Annotated in this window: 13 protein-coding genes; 9 read left to right on the forward strand and 4 right to left on the reverse strand. The window is 53.2% G+C overall.

Annotated elements, in window-relative coordinates; all coding sequences use genetic code 11:
* Window positions 1-29: 29 nt before the first annotated feature.
* The 4 genes from pflA to ycaO all read right to left on the reverse strand — a co-directional run bounded on the left by pflA (window position 30) and on the right by ycaO (window position 6,332).
* Entirely contained in the window at window positions 30-770 is a 741-nt protein-coding gene (pflA, locus tag HV355_RS16930) for a pyruvate formate lyase 1-activating protein (RefSeq protein ID WP_182402761.1), read from the reverse strand.
* Window positions 771-973: 203 nt separating this feature from the next.
* Window positions 974-3,256, reverse strand: coding sequence for a formate C-acetyltransferase (gene pflB, locus HV355_RS16935; RefSeq protein ID WP_089597765.1), 2,283 nt, complete (start codon window positions 3,254-3,256; stop codon window positions 974-976).
* A 51-nt stretch (window positions 3,257-3,307) separates the two neighbouring features.
* On the reverse strand, window positions 3,308-4,165 hold the full coding sequence (gene focA, locus HV355_RS16940) for a formate transporter FocA (protein WP_126543592.1): 858 nt from the start codon (window positions 4,163-4,165) through the stop codon (window positions 3,308-3,310).
* A gap of 406 nt (window positions 4,166-4,571) precedes the next feature.
* Window positions 4,572-6,332: a 30S ribosomal protein S12 methylthiotransferase accessory factor YcaO gene (gene ycaO / locus HV355_RS16945; RefSeq protein ID WP_182402763.1), complete on the reverse strand. Its 1,761-nt coding sequence runs from the start codon at window positions 6,330-6,332 to the stop codon at window positions 4,572-4,574.
* A gap of 127 nt (window positions 6,333-6,459) precedes the next feature.
* On the opposite strand from ycaO, the gene HV355_RS16950 reads away from it, so the two are divergent.
* The 9 genes from HV355_RS16950 (at window position 6,460) to lpxK (ending at window position 18,107) form a co-directional block, all read left to right on the forward strand.
* Window positions 6,460-7,152: a DUF421 domain-containing protein gene (locus HV355_RS16950; protein ID WP_108416006.1), complete on the forward strand. Its 693-nt coding sequence runs from the start codon at window positions 6,460-6,462 to the stop codon at window positions 7,150-7,152.
* Between the two features lie 162 nt (window positions 7,153-7,314).
* The gene (gene serC / locus HV355_RS16955; protein ID WP_108416007.1) at window positions 7,315-8,403 is read left to right on the forward strand and encodes a 3-phosphoserine/phosphohydroxythreonine transaminase; all 1,089 of its coding nucleotides are present in this window, start codon (window positions 7,315-7,317) and stop codon (window positions 8,401-8,403) included.
* Between the two features lie 69 nt (window positions 8,404-8,472).
* Window positions 8,473-9,756 carry a 3-phosphoshikimate 1-carboxyvinyltransferase gene (gene aroA, locus HV355_RS16960; RefSeq protein WP_108416008.1) on the forward strand — a complete coding sequence of 428 codons (1,284 nt, stop codon included), beginning with the start codon at window positions 8,473-8,475 and terminating at the stop codon, window positions 9,754-9,756.
* Window positions 9,757-9,941: 185 nt separating this feature from the next.
* Complete coding sequence (gene cmk, locus HV355_RS16965; protein WP_010429248.1) at window positions 9,942-10,625, forward strand: (d)CMP kinase; 684 nt, start codon at window positions 9,942-9,944, stop codon at window positions 10,623-10,625.
* A 110-nt stretch (window positions 10,626-10,735) separates the two neighbouring features.
* Window positions 10,736-12,409 (forward strand): 30S ribosomal protein S1, encoded by a 1,674-nt coding sequence (gene rpsA / locus HV355_RS16970; RefSeq protein WP_010429251.1) that lies wholly within the window; start codon window positions 10,736-10,738, stop codon window positions 12,407-12,409.
* A 170-nt stretch (window positions 12,410-12,579) separates the two neighbouring features.
* The gene (ihfB, locus tag HV355_RS16975; RefSeq protein WP_003858233.1) at window positions 12,580-12,867 is read left to right on the forward strand and encodes an integration host factor subunit beta; all 288 of its coding nucleotides are present in this window, start codon (window positions 12,580-12,582) and stop codon (window positions 12,865-12,867) included.
* Between the two features lie 213 nt (window positions 12,868-13,080).
* The gene (locus HV355_RS16980) at window positions 13,081-15,345 is read left to right on the forward strand and encodes a ComEC family protein (protein ID WP_182402765.1); all 2,265 of its coding nucleotides are present in this window, start codon (window positions 13,081-13,083) and stop codon (window positions 15,343-15,345) included.
* A 36-nt stretch (window positions 15,346-15,381) separates the two neighbouring features.
* Entirely contained in the window at window positions 15,382-17,133 is a 1,752-nt protein-coding gene (msbA, locus tag HV355_RS16985; RefSeq protein ID WP_089598356.1) for a lipid A ABC transporter ATP-binding protein/permease MsbA, read from the forward strand.
* Entirely contained in the window at window positions 17,130-18,107 is a 978-nt protein-coding gene (gene lpxK / locus HV355_RS16990) for a tetraacyldisaccharide 4'-kinase (protein ID WP_174340657.1), read from the forward strand. The genes msbA and lpxK overlap by 4 nt, the downstream gene beginning before the upstream one ends.
* The last annotated feature ends 18 nt before the right edge of the window (window positions 18,108-18,125 follow it).

Here is an 18,125-nt window from a genome sequence, read left to right on the forward strand (position 1 = left end):
AAAGGCCCGGTTTTCACCGGGCCTTTTCTTTAATACATCACCTTGTGGCCGTACTGTTCAAGAATACCTTTGACGCGTTCCATCGTCTCTTTTTTCGGCGGCTTCACGCCATCAAGCTTATATTCTTCACCCATCGCCACCCATTTGTGTTTACCGAGTTCGTGATAGGGCAGAAGCTCGATTTTCTCCACGTTGCCCATATCACGGGTAAATTCGCCCAGACGGTGCGCGGAATCATCATCATCTGACCAGCCCGGCACAACCACATAGCGGATCCAGGTTTTGATGCCTTTGTCGGCAATGTATTTGGCAAATTCCAGCGTGCGATGGTTGGAGACGCCAACCAGGTTCTGGTGGATCTCATCATTCATCTGTTTGAGATCGAGCATGACCAGATCGGTCACTTCGAGCAGTTCATCAATAACCGGATCGTAGCGGCGTACAAAGCCATTGGTGTCGAGACAGGTATGGATGCCTTCCTTGCGGCAGGCACGGAACCAGTCGCGGACAAATTCAGCCTGCAGGATGGCCTCGCCGCCGGACGCGGTGACACCGCCGCCGGACGCGTTCATAAAGTGGCGGTAGGTCACCACCTCTTTCATCAGACCTTCAACGGTTACTTCTTTCCCGCCATGCGTATCCCAGGTGTCACGGTTATGGCAGTACAGGCAGCGCATCAGGCAGCCCTGGAAAAAGGTGATAAAGCGGATGCCTGGGCCATCGACGGTGCCACAGGATTCAAAGGAGTGAATGCGACCAATAATTGACATTGCGGTGATATCTCCAGCATCGGCCCGTCCGGGGCCTGTGTATGCACAGCTCAAAACCGGCTGTGTTAAGTCTGTTTTGGCTGTTATCCATTAAGTATAGATAGCGGACAAAAGAGACTGAGATGGAGAGGGTGCTAAAAAGGCCCCACTGACGTGGAGCCTTTATTGTACGCTTTTTAACGCGTGATTTCAGTCAATTCCAGTTAGATGGACTGAGTGAAAGTACGGGTGATAACGTCCTGCTGCTGTTCTTTAGTCAGGGAGTTAAAACGTACTGCGTAGCCAGATACGCGGATGGTCAGCTGAGGATATTTCTCAGGGTGTTCCATCGCGTCGAGCAGCATTTCACGGTTCATTACGTTCACGTTCAGGTGCTGACCACCTTCGATGGACGCTTCGTGGTGGAAGTAACCATCCATCAGACCCGCGAGGTTAGTTTTACGCACTTCGTCGTCTTTACCCAGCGCGTTTGGCACGATAGAGAAGGTATAAGAGATACCATCTTTCGCGTAAGCAAACGGCAGTTTAGCAACGGAGGTCAGAGAGGCAACTGCACCTTTCTGGTCACGACCGTGCATTGGGTTAGCACCTGGGCCGAATGGCGCGCCAGCACGACGACCGTCTGGGGTGTTACCGGTTTTCTTACCATACACAACGTTCGAGGTGATGGTCAGAACAGACTGAGTCGGGATAGCGTTACGGTAAGTCGTCAGTTTCTGAATTTTCTTCATGAAACGTTCTACCAGGTCAACCGCCATGTCATCAACGCGAGAGTCGTTGTTACCAAACTGCGGGTATTCACCTTCGATTTCGAAGTCTACAGCCAGGCCGTCTTCGTCACGAATTGGTTTAACTTTCGCATATTTGATTGCAGACAGGGAGTCAGCGGCAACGGACAGACCCGCGATACCACATGCCATGGTGCGAACCACGTCACGATCGTGCAGCGCCATCAGAGAGGCTTCGTAGCTGTACTTGTCGTGCATGTAGTGGATAACGTTCAGCGCAGTGACGTACTGTTTAGCCAGCCAGTCCATGAAGTGATCCATACGATCCATCACTTCGTCGAAGTTCAGAACGTCGCCTTTGATCGGCTCAGACTTAGGACCAACCTGCATTTTCAGTTTTTCATCAACGCCGCCGTTGATTGCGTACAGCATGGTTTTTGCCAGGTTTGCACGCGCACCGAAGAACTGCATTTGTTTACCAACAACCATTGGGCTTACGCAGCAAGCGATAGCGTAATCGTCGTTGTTGAAGTCCGGACGCATCAGGTCATCGTTCTCGTACTGCAGAGAAGAGGTATCGATAGACACTTTAGCGGCGAATTTCTTGAAGTTCAGAGGCAGTTTTTCTGACCACAGAACGGTGATGTTCGGCTCCGGAGAAGGACCCATGGTGTACAGGGTATTCAGGAAGCGGAAGCTGTTTTTGGTTACCAGAGTACGGCCGTCAACGCCCATACCACCGATTGATTCTGTTGCCCAGATTGGGTCACCAGAGAACAGCTCATCGTATTCAGGGGTACGCAGGAAGCGAACCATACGCAGTTTCATGACCAGGTGGTCAATCATTTCCTGAGCGTCTTGCTCGGTGATTTTGCCTGCTTTGATATCACGTTCGATGTACGCATCCAGGAAGGTGGATACGCGACCGAAGGACATTGCTGCACCGTTCTGAGACTTAACCGCGGCCAGGTAGCCGAAGTAGGTCCACTGGATAGCTTCCTGAGCGTTGGTAGCAGGACCAGAGATATCGCAGCCATATTTAGCAGCCATCTCTTTGATCTGACCCAGTGCGCGGTGCTGTTCAGCGATTTCTTCACGCAGACGGATGGTCGCTTCCAGGTTTACGCCGTTTTCCAGGTCAGACTGCAGGGAAACGAACTGTGCGTATTTGTCTTTCAGCAGGAAGTCGATACCGTACAGCGCAACGCGACGGTAGTCACCGATGATACGGCCACGGCCATACGCATCTGGCAGACCGGTCAGAACGCCAGATTTACGGCAGTTCAGAATGTCTTTGGTGTAAACATCGAATACACCCTGGTTGTGGGTTTTGCGGTATTCGGTGAAGATTTTTTTCAGCATTGGGTCCAGCTCGCGGTTATACGCTTTGCAGGAACCTTCAACCATTTTGATGCCACCGAACGGGATGATTGCGCGTTTCAGTGGTGCTTCAGTCTGCAGACCAACGATTTTCTCAAGGGCTTTGTTGATGTAACCAGCATCGTGAGAAGTGATGGTGGAAGCAACGGAGGTGTCAAAATCAACTGGCGCGTGAGTGCGGTTTTCCAGTTTAACGCCTTCCATTACGCTGTCCCACAGCTTGGTGGTCGCGTCAGTTGCGCCAGCCAGGAAGGATTCGTCACCTTCATACGGGGTATAGTTTTTCTGAATGAAGTCACGTACGTTTACTTCATTCTGCCAGTCACCTTTCGCAAAACCTTCCCAGGCTGTGGCTAACTTTTCATTAAGCTCGGACATGTAACACCTACCTTCTTAAGTGGATTTTTTATTTACTGCCTGAGACAACCATTAATGATGGTCGTCGCCACGCAGGTAAATGACCCAGTATGTCAACCCAACTAACAGACCCCCACCGATAATGTTCCCGATAGTGACAGGGATCAGGTTATCAGTAATGAAGTTCATGATGGTCAGGTGAGAGAAACTTTCCGGATTTGAACCAACTGCGGTCCAGAACTCCGGGCTCGCAAAGTTGCGGATAACAATCCCCATTGGGATCATAAACATATTCGCAATACTGTGCTCGAAGCCGCTGGCAACAAACATCGCAACCGGCAGAACCATAATCATGGCTTTGTCCATCAGGCTACGACCCGAGTAGCTCATCCAGACGGCCAGGCAGACCATCAGGTTTGCGAGGATGCCGAGAGCAACAGCTTCGATAAATGTATGGTGCATTTTGTGGTCAGCGGTTTGCAGGACGTTAAGCCCCCAGCCACCGTTGGCGGTCATATACTCGCCAGAGAGCCACATCAACAGAACAAAGAGCAGACAGCCAATCAGGTTACCAACATAGACGTTTAGCCAGTTGCGTGCCAGTTGACCCCAGGTAATTCTTCCGCTGGCTTTCGCCACAACAATCAGCACCGTAGAGGTGAAAAGGTCGGCGCCGCAGATGACGCAAAGAATCAGACCCAGTGAGAAGCAAATGCCGCCAATCAGTTTGGCCATGCCGAAAGGCATCCCGGCAGTACCGGTGGTGGCAGTGATGTAGAAGACGAAAGCGATTGAGATGAACACACCGGCCGTGATCGCCAGATAGAACGTCTTCATCGGGTGTTTCGTTGCTTTATAGACACCCGCTTCTTCGGCAACTTTGGCCATTGCAGCTGGGAGTAAAAGATCAAAAGGGTTGTCAGCTTTCACACTAACTCTCTCTTTATTAAGTCGGCGACGAGATACTAACAAAGCATTATAGAAGAGAAATTGATATAGATCATATCTCGCCTGGCTTATAGGCCCGCAATGTGTATGGATTTACAGCGAATGCGGAGTAAGTATTTGATTATCCGTATAAAAATAAATTTTAAAAGTTATGAAAAGAGTTGAATTTTTTCGTTAGGCCTCCCGTAAAACAGTTAATTAAAATGGAGTATTTACCACAAAAAGTAACAGTCCAGCCCAGGTAAGTATTATTATATTTACCCGTAATTAACTTAATTATTACAATCAAACGTCATTACCGAAAAAATAAAAAAAAGGGGCAATGAAATTGCCCCGTAATATAGCCCAGACGATTGGATACGCCTACATCTGGTAATGTTATATGCGCTTATTTTGACCAGTAAGCGGCTTTTGCCTTCTGTAATTTTTCATACGCTTTCAGCAGCGACTGATGTGCCGGGAAGGCTTTCAGATCGCTATCAACAGCCTGCAGGCCATAGAACGGCTCTTCGCCGCTCAGCGCCGCGCTGGCTGCTTCGACGGCATCTGCACCGTACATACGAACAAAGGCATTCAAGTACTGCAGAGGTTCACGGTCCTCTTCCTGAGCGAGCAGCAACAGCGTCTGAAGACAGCGGTAGTAGTTGGTGCGCTCGGCTGAGAAGACAGACTGGTTGAATTCCATGGTCCACTCGGTCCAGGCCAGGGCCTGATCCAGATCGCCACCCGCAAGAGCCAGCATCGCTTTCAGCTCACCAATACGCAGGGTGTACCAGCCGTTGTCTTTACCGGTCGCCAGACCCAGCAGTTCACGCACGCGGGTGAAGTCATCGTGGCCTTCTTCGTCCAGTTGGGCGATCAGGTTCACATAATCGTCTTTCTCCCACTCGCTGCCCGGCAGGGCCAGCAGCGTTTCGCGCAGGTGTGCGCCCATGCTGTTATTCGCCAGCCACAGATCTTCAGCCGGGTAGATGTCGGACATGCCAGGAACGATAATGCGGCACGCGTAGACGCCAAGATGTTCGTAGTCGGCGATATAAACGTCCTGGTCTTCGGCTTTGAAGATTGCCATCAGCGTGGCGAACTCTTCTTCCGTGGTACCGGCAAAGCTCCAGTCCACGAACGGATAGTCTGCATCCTGCTTAAACATGTCCCAGGAGATCAAACCGCTGGAGTCGATGAAGTGGGTTTCGAGGTTGGTATGCTCGGCCACTTCTTCATCGTCAAAGGTTGGCGGGGTGAACACGTCGAGATCTTTCAGGCTACGGCCCTGCAGCAGCTCGGTGACGGTACGCTCCAGCGCCACGCCGAAGTCCGGGTGCGCGCCGAAGGAGGCGAAGCAGGTACCGTTCGTTGGGTTAAACAGCACAACGCAGATAACGGGATATTTGCCGCCCAGCGAGCCGTCATAGGCAAAGATTGGGAAACCTTCTGCTTCCAGCTTAGCGATGGATTCCACCACGCCCGGATAGCGCGCCAGCACGTCTGCCGGAATTTCTGGCAGGCTGATGGATTCGGCAATAATGCGGTTTTTGATGTGACGTTCGAAGACTTCAGAAAGACCCTGCACGCGCGCTTCATTGCGGGTGTTACCCGCGGACATACCGTTGGATACATACAGGTTGCCGACAATGTTCATCGGGATGTAAACGGTCTTTTCGTCAGACTGGCGGGTAAACGGCAGGGTGCAGATACCGCGATCCTCGTTACCGGACTGCAGATCGATCAGCATGCTGGCGGTCAGTTCGCTGTCTGGATCGTAGAACGCACGCAGGCGCGCGTCGAGAATGCCTTGCGGCAGTTCGTCGTCTTCGGTCAGCGGGAACCATTTTTCGTTCGGATAGTGAACGAACGGGCCGTTAGCGATGGTTTCGCCCAGCCAGAAGTCAGCGAAGAAATAGTTAGTGGACAGACGCTCAAAATACTCACCCAGCGCAGAGGCCAGTGCCGCTTTTTTTGTCGCGCCTTTACCGTTGGTAAAGCACAGGGCACAGTCTTTATCGCGAATATGCACGGACCAGACATGCGGCACCGGATTGAGCCAGGAGGCTTCTTCGATGTTAAAACCCAGGTCGGTCAGTTTCTGCTGGAAGCGAGCGATGGAATCTTCCAGAGCGGCGTCTTTGCCGGGGATAAACGTTTGAGTCATGGCGTTCACTTTTATCGTACGTAAAGCGCGCAATGATACGGGTTTTGCGTGACGGGTGCTATCTTCGGCGAAAATAAAAGGCTGGGCTATGCTTAGTGGCAGTAACTGACTGTTAAGGCATAGAAAAATGAAAGCATTTGATCTCCAGCGGATGGCGTTTGATAAAGTTCCTCCTGAATTTCTGGGCGAAGTGGCGCTGCGCAGCCTGTATACCTTCGTGCTTGTCTTCCTGTTTCTTAAAATCACCGGCCGTCGCGGCGTGCGGCAGATGTCGCTCTTTGAAGTGTTGATCATCCTGACGCTGGGGTCAGCGGCGGGGGACGTCGCCTTTTATGACGATGTGCCGATGGTGCCGGTGTTTATCGTTTTTGTCTCACTGGCGCTACTTTACCGTCTTGTCATGTGGCTGATGTCGAAAAGCGAAAAGCTGGAAGATCTGCTTGAAGGGAAGCCGGTCGTTATCGTCGAGGACGGACAGCTGGCCTGGGAAAATGTAAAAAGCGCCAATATGACCGAGTTTGAGTTCTTTATGGAGCTACGCCTGAACAGCGTTGAACAGCTCGGGCAGGTGCGTCTGGCGATCATGGAAACCAACGGGCAGATCAGCGTCTATTACTATTCTGACGACGAGGTGAAGCCGGGACTGTGTATCCTGCCGGATATGCTGATCGAGCGTTTCAGAACGGTTCCTGAATCAGGCGAGTATGCTTGCGTAAGATGTAGCCATGTTGTCGCGATGCAGCCGGGAGATCGTCAATTGTGCCCCCGCTGTGCAAATCCGGAATGGACGAAGGTTAGCCGGGCCAAACGTATCACCTGACAGCCATTTTGTCGGTTTTGTCTTAGCGAGGCGGCAGATTGTTTTGTGTGACGTGGGGCACATTTCATGGGTCATAAGTTTTAGACATTGCGGCGCGTGTCACTGAATGATAAAACCGATATCCACAGTTATAACTTATGGCTTTTAGCGTGGTGAGGGGAAATGGCTCAAGTCTTTAATTTCAGTTCAGGTCCGGCAATGTTACCGGCAGACGTGCTTAAACAGGCTCAACAGGAGCTGTGTGACTGGAACGGTCTGGGTACGTCGGTGATGGAAGTTAGCCACCGTGGTAAAGAGTTTATTCAGGTGGCGGAAGAGGCAGAAAAGGATTTTCGCGATCTGCTGAACATTCCCTCGAACTACAAAGTATTGTTCTGCCACGGCGGTGGGCGCGGTCAGTTTGCCGGTATCCCGCTCAACCTGCTGGGAGACAAAACTACCGCTGATTATGTGGACGCGGGCTACTGGGCGGCCAGCGCTGTCAAAGAAGCGCATAAGTACTGCACACCGAATGTCATCGACGCCAAAGTGACCGTTGACGGCCTGCGCGGCGTTAAGCCGATGAGCGAGTGGCACGTTTCTGATAACGCAGCCTATCTCCACTACTGTCCGAATGAAACCATTGACGGTATCGCCATCCATGAAGAGCCAAACTTTGGTGAAAACGTGGTTGTTACCGCGGACTTCTCTTCGACCATTCTTTCCACGCCGCTGGACGTTAGCCGTTACGGTGTCATCTACGCTGGCGCACAGAAAAATATCGGCCCTGCTGGGCTGACAATTGTGATTGTGCGTGAAGACCTGCTGGGCAAAGCACACAAATCCTGCCCGTCGATTCTCGATTACACCGTGTTGAACGATAACGATTCTATGTTCAACACGCCACCAACGTTTGCCTGGTATCTCTCCGGGCTGGTCTTCAAATGGCTGAAGCAAAACGGCGGCGTGGCGCAGATGGATAAGGTTAACCAGCAGAAGGCTGAACTGCTGTATGGCGTGATCGACAAGAGCGATTTCTACCGCAACGATGTGGCGAACGCTAACCGTTCCCGCATGAACGTGCCGTTCCAGCTGGCGGATAGCAACCTGGACAAAGTGTTCCTGGATGAGTCCTTCGCTGCGGGTCTGCACGCGCTGAAAGGCCACCGTGTGGTGGGCGGCATGCGTGCCTCCATCTATAACGCGATGCCGCTGGAAGGCGTTAAAGCGCTGACCGATTTCATGATCGACTTCGAACGTCGTCACGGTTAATTTGCTGTTATTCACCCCCGCAGCATCCCTGCGGGGTTTTTATTATGTTGAGTTGAGAGTTTAGTTTTCATGGAATCCCTGACGTTACAACCTATCGCGCGGGTAGATGGCACCATCAATCTGCCTGGTTCAAAAAGTGTCTCGAACCGCGCTCTGCTGCTGGCAGCTCTGGCAAACGGCACCACCGTCCTCACAAATCTGCTGGACAGCGATGACGTGCGCCATATGCTCAATGCACTGAAAGCGTTGGGCGTTCATTACACTCTCTCTGACGATCGTACCCGTTGTGAAGTCACCGGCAACGGCGGCGCATTACGTTCCGCTGAAGAGCTTGAGCTGTTTCTGGGTAACGCGGGTACCGCGATGCGTCCGCTGGCGGCAGCCCTGTGTCTGGGCAGCAACAATATTGTGCTGACCGGCGAACCGCGTATGAAAGAGCGTCCGATTGGCCATCTGGTCGATGCCTTACGCCAGGGCGGCGCGCAGATTGACTATCTGGAGCAGGAAAACTATCCACCACTGCGTCTGCGCGGTGGTTTTACCGGCGGTAACGTCGAGGTGGACGGCAGTGTTTCCAGCCAGTTCCTGACGGCACTGCTGATGACCGCGCCGCTGGCACCGCAGGATACGGCGATCGCGATTAAAGGCGATCTGGTTTCTAAACCGTACATTGATATCACGCTGCACCTGATGAAAACCTTCGGCGTTGAGGTGGAAAACCAGTCTTATCAGCGCTTCGTGGTGCGCGGGGCGCAGCAGTATCAGTCTCCGGGCAGCTACCTGGTTGAAGGGGATGCGTCATCCGCGTCCTACTTCCTGGCCGCGGGTGCGATTAAAGGCGGCACGGTAAAAGTGACCGGTATTGGCCGTAACAGCGTGCAGGGCGATATCCGTTTTGCGGACGTGCTGGAAAAAATGGGCGCGGTTGTGACCTGGGGCGATGACTTTATCTCCTGTACCCACGGTGAGCTGAACGCCATCGACATGGACATGAACCATATCCCGGATGCGGCGATGACCATCGCCACGGCGGCGCTGTTTGCCAAAGGCACTACCACGCTGCGTAATATCTACAACTGGCGCGTAAAAGAGACGGACCGCCTGTTCGCGATGGCGACCGAGCTGCGTAAGGTCGGCGCAGAGGTGGAAGAGGGCGAAGACTACATTCGCGTGACTCCGCCGGCAAAACTGCAGGTTGCGGAAATCGGCACCTATAACGATCACCGTATGGCGATGTGCTTCTCGCTGGTGGCGCTGTCCGACACGCCCGTGACCATTCTTGATCCGAAATGTACGGCGAAAACCTTCCCGGACTACTTCGAGCAGCTGGCGCGCATTAGCACGCTGGCCTGATACCTTCATGCCGCATCATCCGATGCGGCATTTCCTTACGCTTCCTGACGAACACTCCCGCTCATTTCTTCTACACTCTGCTTCTATCATTCTGTAATTTGCACGCAAAGGTAACAGTTGCGCACGTTGGCGCGTATAATGCGCGGCGTTCATGTAAACGGTATGCCTTATTTAAGGAGAAAAAGATGACGGCACTTGCCCCGGTAATCACCATTGATGGGCCTAGTGGCGCAGGGAAAGGTACTCTGTGCAAAGCGATGGCAGAAGCATTGCAATGGCATCTTTTAGATTCGGGAGCAATCTATCGCGTGCTGGCTCTGGCTGCGCTGCATCACCATGTGGATGTCGCCTCTGAAGAAGCGCTGGTACCGCTGGCTGCACATCTGGATGTGCGTTTTGTTTCGACTGATGGCAACCTTGAAGTGATCCTGGAAGGAGAGGACGTCAGCGGGGAAATTCGTACTCAGGAAGTCGCTAACGCGGCCTCCCAGGTCGCGGCCTTCCCGCGCGTTCGCGAAGCCTTGCTGCGCCGCCAGCGTGGTTTCCGTGAAGCCCCAGGTCTGATCGCTGACGGACGCGATATGGGAACCGTGGTATTCCCTGATGCGCCTGTGAAAATTTTCCTCGACGCCTCTTCGGAAGAACGTGCTCAACGCCGCATGCTTCAGTTGCAGGAAAAGGGGTTTAGTGTTAACTTTGATCGCCTTTTATCCGAGATAAAAGAGCGCGATGACCGCGATCGTAACCGCGCCGTCGCCCCACTTGTTCCTGCAGAAGATGCATTAGTGCTGGATTCAACCAGTTTAACTATTGAGCAAGTGATTGAAAAAGCGCTACAATATGCGCGCCAGAAATTGGCACTCGCGTAATCGCGACCGATTTAGTAGTACCCCCGCTGCAATGGATTGACGGCGGGTATGTGAAACAACCCCATCCGGCACGGAGCCAGGTGGACGTTATCTTAACCTGAAGATTAAACATGACTGAATCTTTTGCTCAACTATTTGAAGAATCCTTAAAAACAATCGAAACCCGTCCGGGTTCCATCGTTCGTGGTGTTGTTGTTGCTATCGACAAAGACGTAGTACTGGTTGACGCCGGTCTGAAATCTGAGTCCGCCATTCCGGCAGAGCAGTTCAAAAACGCCCAGGGCGAGCTGGAAATCCAGGTTGGTGACGAAGTTGACGTTGCTCTGGATGCAGTGGAAGACGGCTTCGGTGAAACCCTGCTGTCCCGTGAGAAAGCTAAGCGTCACGAAGCTTGGATCACGCTGGAAAAAGCTTACGAAGAAGCTGAAACTGTGGTCGGTGTTATCAACGGCAAAGTTAAAGGCGGCTTCACTGTTGAGCTGAATGGTATTCGTGCGTTCCTGCCAGGTTCACTGGTAGACGTTCGTCCAGTCCGTGACACCCTGCACCTCGAAGGCAAAGAGCTTGAGTTCAAAGTAATCAAGCTGGACCAGAAGCGTAACAACGTTGTTGTATCCCGTCGTGCCGTTATCGAATCCGAAAACAGCGCAGAACGCGATCAGCTGCTGGAAAACCTGCAGGAAGGCATGGAAGTCAAAGGTATCGTTAAGAACCTCACTGACTACGGCGCATTCGTTGACCTGGGCGGCGTTGATGGCCTGCTGCACATCACCGACATGGCGTGGAAACGCGTTAAGCACCCAAGCGAAATCGTGAACGTTGGCGACGAAATCACTGTTAAAGTGCTGAAGTTCGACCGCGAACGTACTCGTGTATCCCTCGGCCTGAAACAGCTGGGCGAAGATCCATGGGTAGCTATCGCTAAGCGTTACCCAGAAGGTACTAAACTGACTGGTCGCGTTACCAACCTGACTGACTACGGCTGCTTCGTTGAAATCGAAGAAGGCGTTGAAGGCCTGGTGCACGTTTCCGAAATGGACTGGACCAACAAAAACATCCACCCATCCAAAGTTGTTAACGTTGGTGATGTAGTGGAAGTGATGGTTCTGGATATCGACGAAGAACGTCGTCGTATCTCCCTGGGCCTGAAACAGTGCAAAAACAACCCATGGCAGCAGTTCGCGGAAACCCACAACAAGGGCGACCGTGTTGAAGGTAAAATCAAGTCTATCACTGACTTCGGTATCTTCATCGGCCTGGACGGCGGCATCGATGGCCTGGTTCACCTGTCTGACATCTCCTGGAACGTTGCAGGCGAAGAAGCAGTACGTGAATACAAAAAAGGCGACGAAATCGCTGCAGTTGTTCTGCAGGTTGACGCAGAGCGTGAGCGTATCTCCCTGGGCGTTAAACAGCTCGCAGAAGATCCGTTCAACAACTGGGTTGCACTGAACAAGAAAGGCGCAATCGTAAACGGTAAAGTGACTGCAGTTGACGCTAAAGGCGCAACCGTAGAACTGGCTGACGGCGTTGAAGGTTACCTGCGCGCTTCCGAAGCTTCACGTGACCGCGTTGAAGATGCCACTCTGGTTCTGAGCGTTGGCGACGACGTTGAAGCTAAGTTCACCGGTGTTGACCGTAAGAACCGTGCAATCAGCCTGTCTGTTCGTGCTAAAGACGAAGCTGATGAGAAAGATGCAATCGCAACTGTTAACAAACAGGAAGATGCAAACTTCTCTAACAACGCAATGGCTGAAGCTTTCAAAGCAGCTAAAGGCGAGTAATATCAAGTTCTCACCGTCATTTGAGCTGTAACGCATTTACAGCGAGAAGGATGAGGAGCAGACTTGACAGATTGCAGGATTCGTCCTGTAATCAATAACAAAGGGCGGCTACGGCCGCCCTTGTTTAATGAGCTGTTCAGCTAATTGGTTTGAAAGGAACCGGAGGAATCATGACCAAGTCAGAATTGATTGAAAGACTTGCCAGTCAGCAACCGCACATCCCAGCAAAGGCTGTGGAAGATGCTGTTAAAGAGATGCTGGAGCATATGGCCACCACTCTTGCCCAGGGCGAGCGCATTGAAATCCGCGGTTTCGGTAGTTTTTCTCTGCACTATCGTGCTCCACGTACCGGGCGTAACCCGAAGACTGGCGATAAAGTTGAGCTGGAAGGCAAGTACGTTCCGCACTTTAAGCCGGGTAAAGAACTGCGCGATCGCGCCAATATTTACGGCAACTGAGTTTTAGCCATAATGGCTAAGCTGGGTTTAAAAGAAAGCACCTGCGGGTGCTTTTTTTGTGCCTCTCGTCTGCATTTCTGAATGCGTCACGCATTTCCATTCTGGCTTTTCTGCAAACCGCTAAAAACGTTGCAGCGCCCGCCGTAACGCCCCTTTTTCCTGTCTGACGACACGCTATTCTCACGGCATACTGCCCGAAACAGGGAGGTATAAATGGGGATCCACATTGTCAGTGCTTGTGCCATTCTGGCCATTATTCCGCTCTATTGGTTACCTGTTTTACCGGAACCAGAGAGCGTCTGGATGATGATTGCCGCAGGTATCGCGTTAGCCGCGCAGCAAAGACGATGGCTAACGTTCTCAGGCATCGGGTTGCTCTTTTTTTGCTGGGGCGTATTAGCGGCGCAGGAGAGCGTTTGGCCCTTGAATCATCTCACGACAGGGCCGCAGCAGGCGGAGGTGGTCATTACAGCAACCGACGGCGCAACAATGCATCAGGGAAACATTGTCAGCCTCAACGGAAAACGCTGGTGGGGCGTTACTGGGGTGACGCTGTATGGCAATTACCTGCCCCAAAAAGGGTGTGCCGGTCAACGCTGGGCCATGGTGCTGCGTCTTAGAGCGGTACATGGTGAATTAAACGACGGTGGCTACGATTCGCAGAAAAATGCTTTTGCCCGACATCAAACGCTGAGCGGGCGTTTTACGAATGCTGAGGCTGTTGACGCACGCTGTAGCCTGCGTTCACGGTACCTGGGCTCACTGCAAAACGTACTCACAGCATATCAGTGGGGGCCGGTGATCCTTGGGCTGGGGATGGGGGAGCGCCTGAATGTACCGCGTGAGATAAAAAATCTCATGCGCGAGACAGGGACAATACACCTGATGGCGATTTCGGGTCTGCACATCGCGCTGGCTGCGTCCATCGTCTGGTTACTGGCAAGAGGGTTGCAATATTTCCTGCCGAGCCACGCTATCCATTGGCAGTTTCCCATGCTTGCAGGGCTGTGCTTTGCGGCTTTTTATGCATGGTTAACGGGGATGCAGCCGCCCGCAATGCGCACGGTGGTCTCTCTCATGGTGGTGGCTGCGCTGCGGATTAGCGGCCGTCAATGGTCTCCCTGGCAGATCTGGTTAGCCTGCGTGGCGGCGATTCTGATTTTTGACCCTGTGGCTGTTCTGTCGCAAAGCTTTGCGCTGTCGGCGTTTGCGGTTGCGGCATTAATTTTTTGGTACCAGTGGCTACCGCTTCCGAACGGGCTCTGGATCCGCCGACTAAAACCTCTGGCAAATCTCATACATCTGCAAACAGGGATGCTGTGCCTGCTGCTTCCACTGCAGGTGCTGATATTTCATGGTTTCAGCCTGTCTTCATTCCTCGCAAATCTGTTTGCTGTTCCGCTGGTCACGTTTATTTCCGTGCCCCTGATCCTTCTCGGTATGCTGCTCCATCTTTTTCCGCTGGCGTTACTGGAGAACGCTGTCTGGTATGCGGCCGATAAGTCTCTGGCAGGGTTATTCGGGTTGCTGGCTCGCTTGCCGAACGGCTGGCAGGATGTCGATGAACGTTGGCAATACCTGACGCTGCTACCCTGGCTTGCCATTATCGGCTGGCGTTTTCGAAGCTGGAAAGTTCTACCGGCTGTTTGTCTGACAGCAAGTATTATGCTCGCACTTCCTTTGTGGCGAACGGATAAAACTGACAGCTGGACGCTGCACATGCTGGATGTCGGGCAGGGGCTGGCAATGGTGATTGAACGTCAGGGGAGGGCTATTTTATACGATACCGGGCTGGCCTGGCCGGGGGGCGATAGCGGGCAGCAGTTGATCATTCCATGGTTACGCTGGCATCACCTGAAGCCAGAAGGGGTAATCCTGAGCCATGAGCATCTCGACCACGCGGGAGGACTGGCATCGCTGCAAAAATCCTGGCCCGAAATGTGGGTGAGGAGTCCGCTGCACCAGGATGGACATCTTCCTTGTTTTCGAGGGCAGCGATGGCAGTGGCAGGGGCTAACGTTCAGCGTTCACTGGCCGCCTGAAGAAGGGCACGCCAAAGGTAATAACCGCTCCTGCGTGGTTAAGATCGACGACGGTGAGCAGAGCATCCTGCTGACCGGGGATATTGAAGCACAGGCTGAACTGGCAATGCTGAGCCACCGCTGGCGCAATCTTGCGTCTACACTCATTCAGGTACCTCACCACGGCAGCAACACCTCGTCTTCTATGCCGTTGGTGCAGCGTGCCGAAGGGGAAATAGCGCTGGCCTCTGCAGCCCGCTATAACGCGTGGCATTTTCCATCCGCGAAAGTGGTGCGGCGCTACGGAAAAGAGGGATATACCTGGCTAGACACCCCTCATTCTGGACAAATATCGGTGACATTTTCGCAACATAACAGGCAGATCCGACGCCTGCGTGAACACAATTTACCGCGTTGGTATCATCAGTGGTTTGGCGCGCCCGTAGATAACGGGTAGAATATGCGGCTATTTCAACAAATGCTGGTTTTTTGAATGCATAACGACAAAGATCTCTCCACGTGGCAAACGTTCCGCCGACTCTGGCCGATGATTGCCCCTTTCAAAGCAGGCTTGATCGTGGCGGGCGTAGCGTTAATCCTCAACGCAGCCAGCGATACTTTTATGCTATCGCTCCTCAAACCGTTACTGGATGACGGTTTTGGTAAAACGGATCGCTCAGTGCTGCTATGGATGCCGCTGGTGGTTATTGGGCTGATGATCTTACGCGGTATTTCCAGCTATATCTCCAGCTACTGTATCTCCTGGGTATCAGGAAAAGTGGTAATGTCCATGCGTCGCCGACTCTTCGGTCACATGATGGGCATGCCGGTCTCATTCTTTGATAAACAGTCTACGGGCACGCTGCTGTCACGTATTACCTACGATTCAGAGCAGGTGGCATCATCGTCCTCCAGCGCGCTGATTACCGTGGTCCGTGAAGGCGCATCGATCATCGGCCTGTTTATCATGATGTTCTATTACAGCTGGCAGCTGTCGCTCATCCTGATCGTGCTGGCCCCGGTTGTCTCCATTGCTATCCGCGTCGTCTCAAAGCGTTTCCGCAATATCAGTAAGAATATGCAGAATACGATGGGGCAGGTCACGACCAGCGCTGAACAGATGCTGAAAGGCCACAAAGAAGTGTTGATCTTTGGTGGTCAGGAAGTCGAAACCAAGCGCTTTGATAAGGTCAGCAATAAAATGCGCCTGCAGGGAATGAAAATGGTGTCGGCCTCCTCTATCTCCGATCCTATCATTCAGCTGATTGCCTCACTGGCACTGGCATTTGTTCTGTATGCGGCGAGCTTCCCGAGTGTAATGGAGACCCTGACTGCAGGGACCATCACCGTAGTGTTCTCCTCCATGATTGCGCTGATGCGTCCGCTGAAATCCCTGACCAACGTGAACGCGCAGTTCCAGCGCGGGATGGCAGCATGCCAGACGTTGTTCAGCATTCTCGATTCCGAGCAGGAAAAAGATGAAGGTACGCGCGTGATTGAGCGTGCAAACGGAGACGTTGAATTCCGCAATGTGACCTTTACCTATCCAGGCCGTGAAGTGGCAGCACTGCGTAATATCAACCTGACGATTCCAGCAGGTAAAACCGTTGCGCTGGTGGGCCGTTCCGGCTCGGGTAAATCAACCATTGCCAGCCTGATTACGCGCTTCTACGACATTGATGAAGGCGAAATCCTGTTAGATGGTCATGACCTGCGGGAGTATACCCTGCAGTCGCTGCGTAACCAGGTTGCACTGGTTTCTCAGAACGTGCATCTGTTCAACGACACGGTTGCCAACAACATCGCCTATGCGCGTACTGAAGAGTACAGCCGCGAGCAGATCGAGAATGCCGCACGCATGGCGTATGCGATGGACTTCATTAACAAGATGGATAACGGTCTGGATACCATCATTGGTGAAAACGGCGTGCTCCTTTCCGGTGGTCAGCGTCAGCGTATCGCCATTGCGCGTGCGCTGCTGCGCGACAGCCCAATCCTGATTCTGGATGAAGCGACGTCCGCGCTGGATACTGAATCTGAACGCGCTATCCAGTCAGCGCTGGACGAACTGCAGAAGAACCGCACCTCTCTGGTGATTGCGCACCGTCTCTCGACCATCGAACAGGCTGATGAAATCGTGGTGGTAGAGGACGGCGTGATTGTCGAGCGGGGCAGCCATGCCGATCTGCTCGCCCACCGTGGCGTCTACGCTCAGCTTCATAAGATGCAGTTCGGTCAACAATGATTGCACGCATCTGGTCCGGTGAATCACCGCTGTGGCGACTGCTTCTGCCGCTCTCCTGGCTCTATGGCCTGGTGAGCGGTGCCATTCGTCTGATGTACCGCCTGGGGCTGAAGCGCGCCTGGCGCGCACCGGTTCCGGTTGTGGTGGTCGGTAACCTGACCGCTGGTGGGAACGGCAAAACGCCGGTGGTGATCTGGCTGGTGGAGCAGTTGCAAAAACGCGGTATTCGCCCAGGGGTTGTATCGCGCGGCTACGGTGGTAAAGCGACGCACTATCCGCTTCTGCTTACGGCTGATACAACAACGGCCGAAGCGGGTGATGAACCGGTCTTGATCTATCAGCGGACAGGTGTGCCGGTTGCGGTCTCACCCGTGCGCAGCGACGCCGTTCAGGCACTGCTTGCCGGGCACGCGGTGGACATCATTATCACCGACGATGGCCTTCAGCATTACGCGCTGGCGCGTGATAAAGAGATTGTGGTTATCGACGGCGTGCGCCGTTTTGGCAACGGCTGGTGGCTGCCTGCCGGCCCGATGCGTGAACGCGCGTCGCGTCTTCAGTCCGTTGATGCGGTCATTGTTAACGGTGGCCAGGCTAAGCCAGGGGAAATCCCTATGCATCTTCAGCCTGGCATGGCGGTTAACCTGTTAACGGGCGAGCGTAAGGCGGTTGAACAGCTGCCTGCGCTGGTGGCGATGGCGGGTATTGGCCACCCTCCGCGCTTCTTCGCGACGCTGGAGCAGTGTGGTGCCCGGCTGGAAAAATGCGTTCCGCTGGCGGACCACCAGGCGTTGGTGGAAGGCCAGGTAGACGCCCTGACCGTACCCGGGCAGTCGCTGATCATGACCGAAAAAGATGCGGTGAAATGCCGTGCCTTTGCGAAAGAAAACTGGTGGTATCTGCCGGTTGACGCTGAACTCAGCGGCGAGCAGCCGGAACACTTGCTCAAGGAACTGATTGCGTTGGTGCGATAAACGCTTACGCGGTTCTGG

Source organism: Enterobacter sp. RHBSTW-01064 (assembly GCF_014103035.1).
GTDB classification, from domain to species: domain Bacteria; phylum Pseudomonadota; class Gammaproteobacteria; order Enterobacterales; family Enterobacteriaceae; genus Enterobacter; species Enterobacter mori.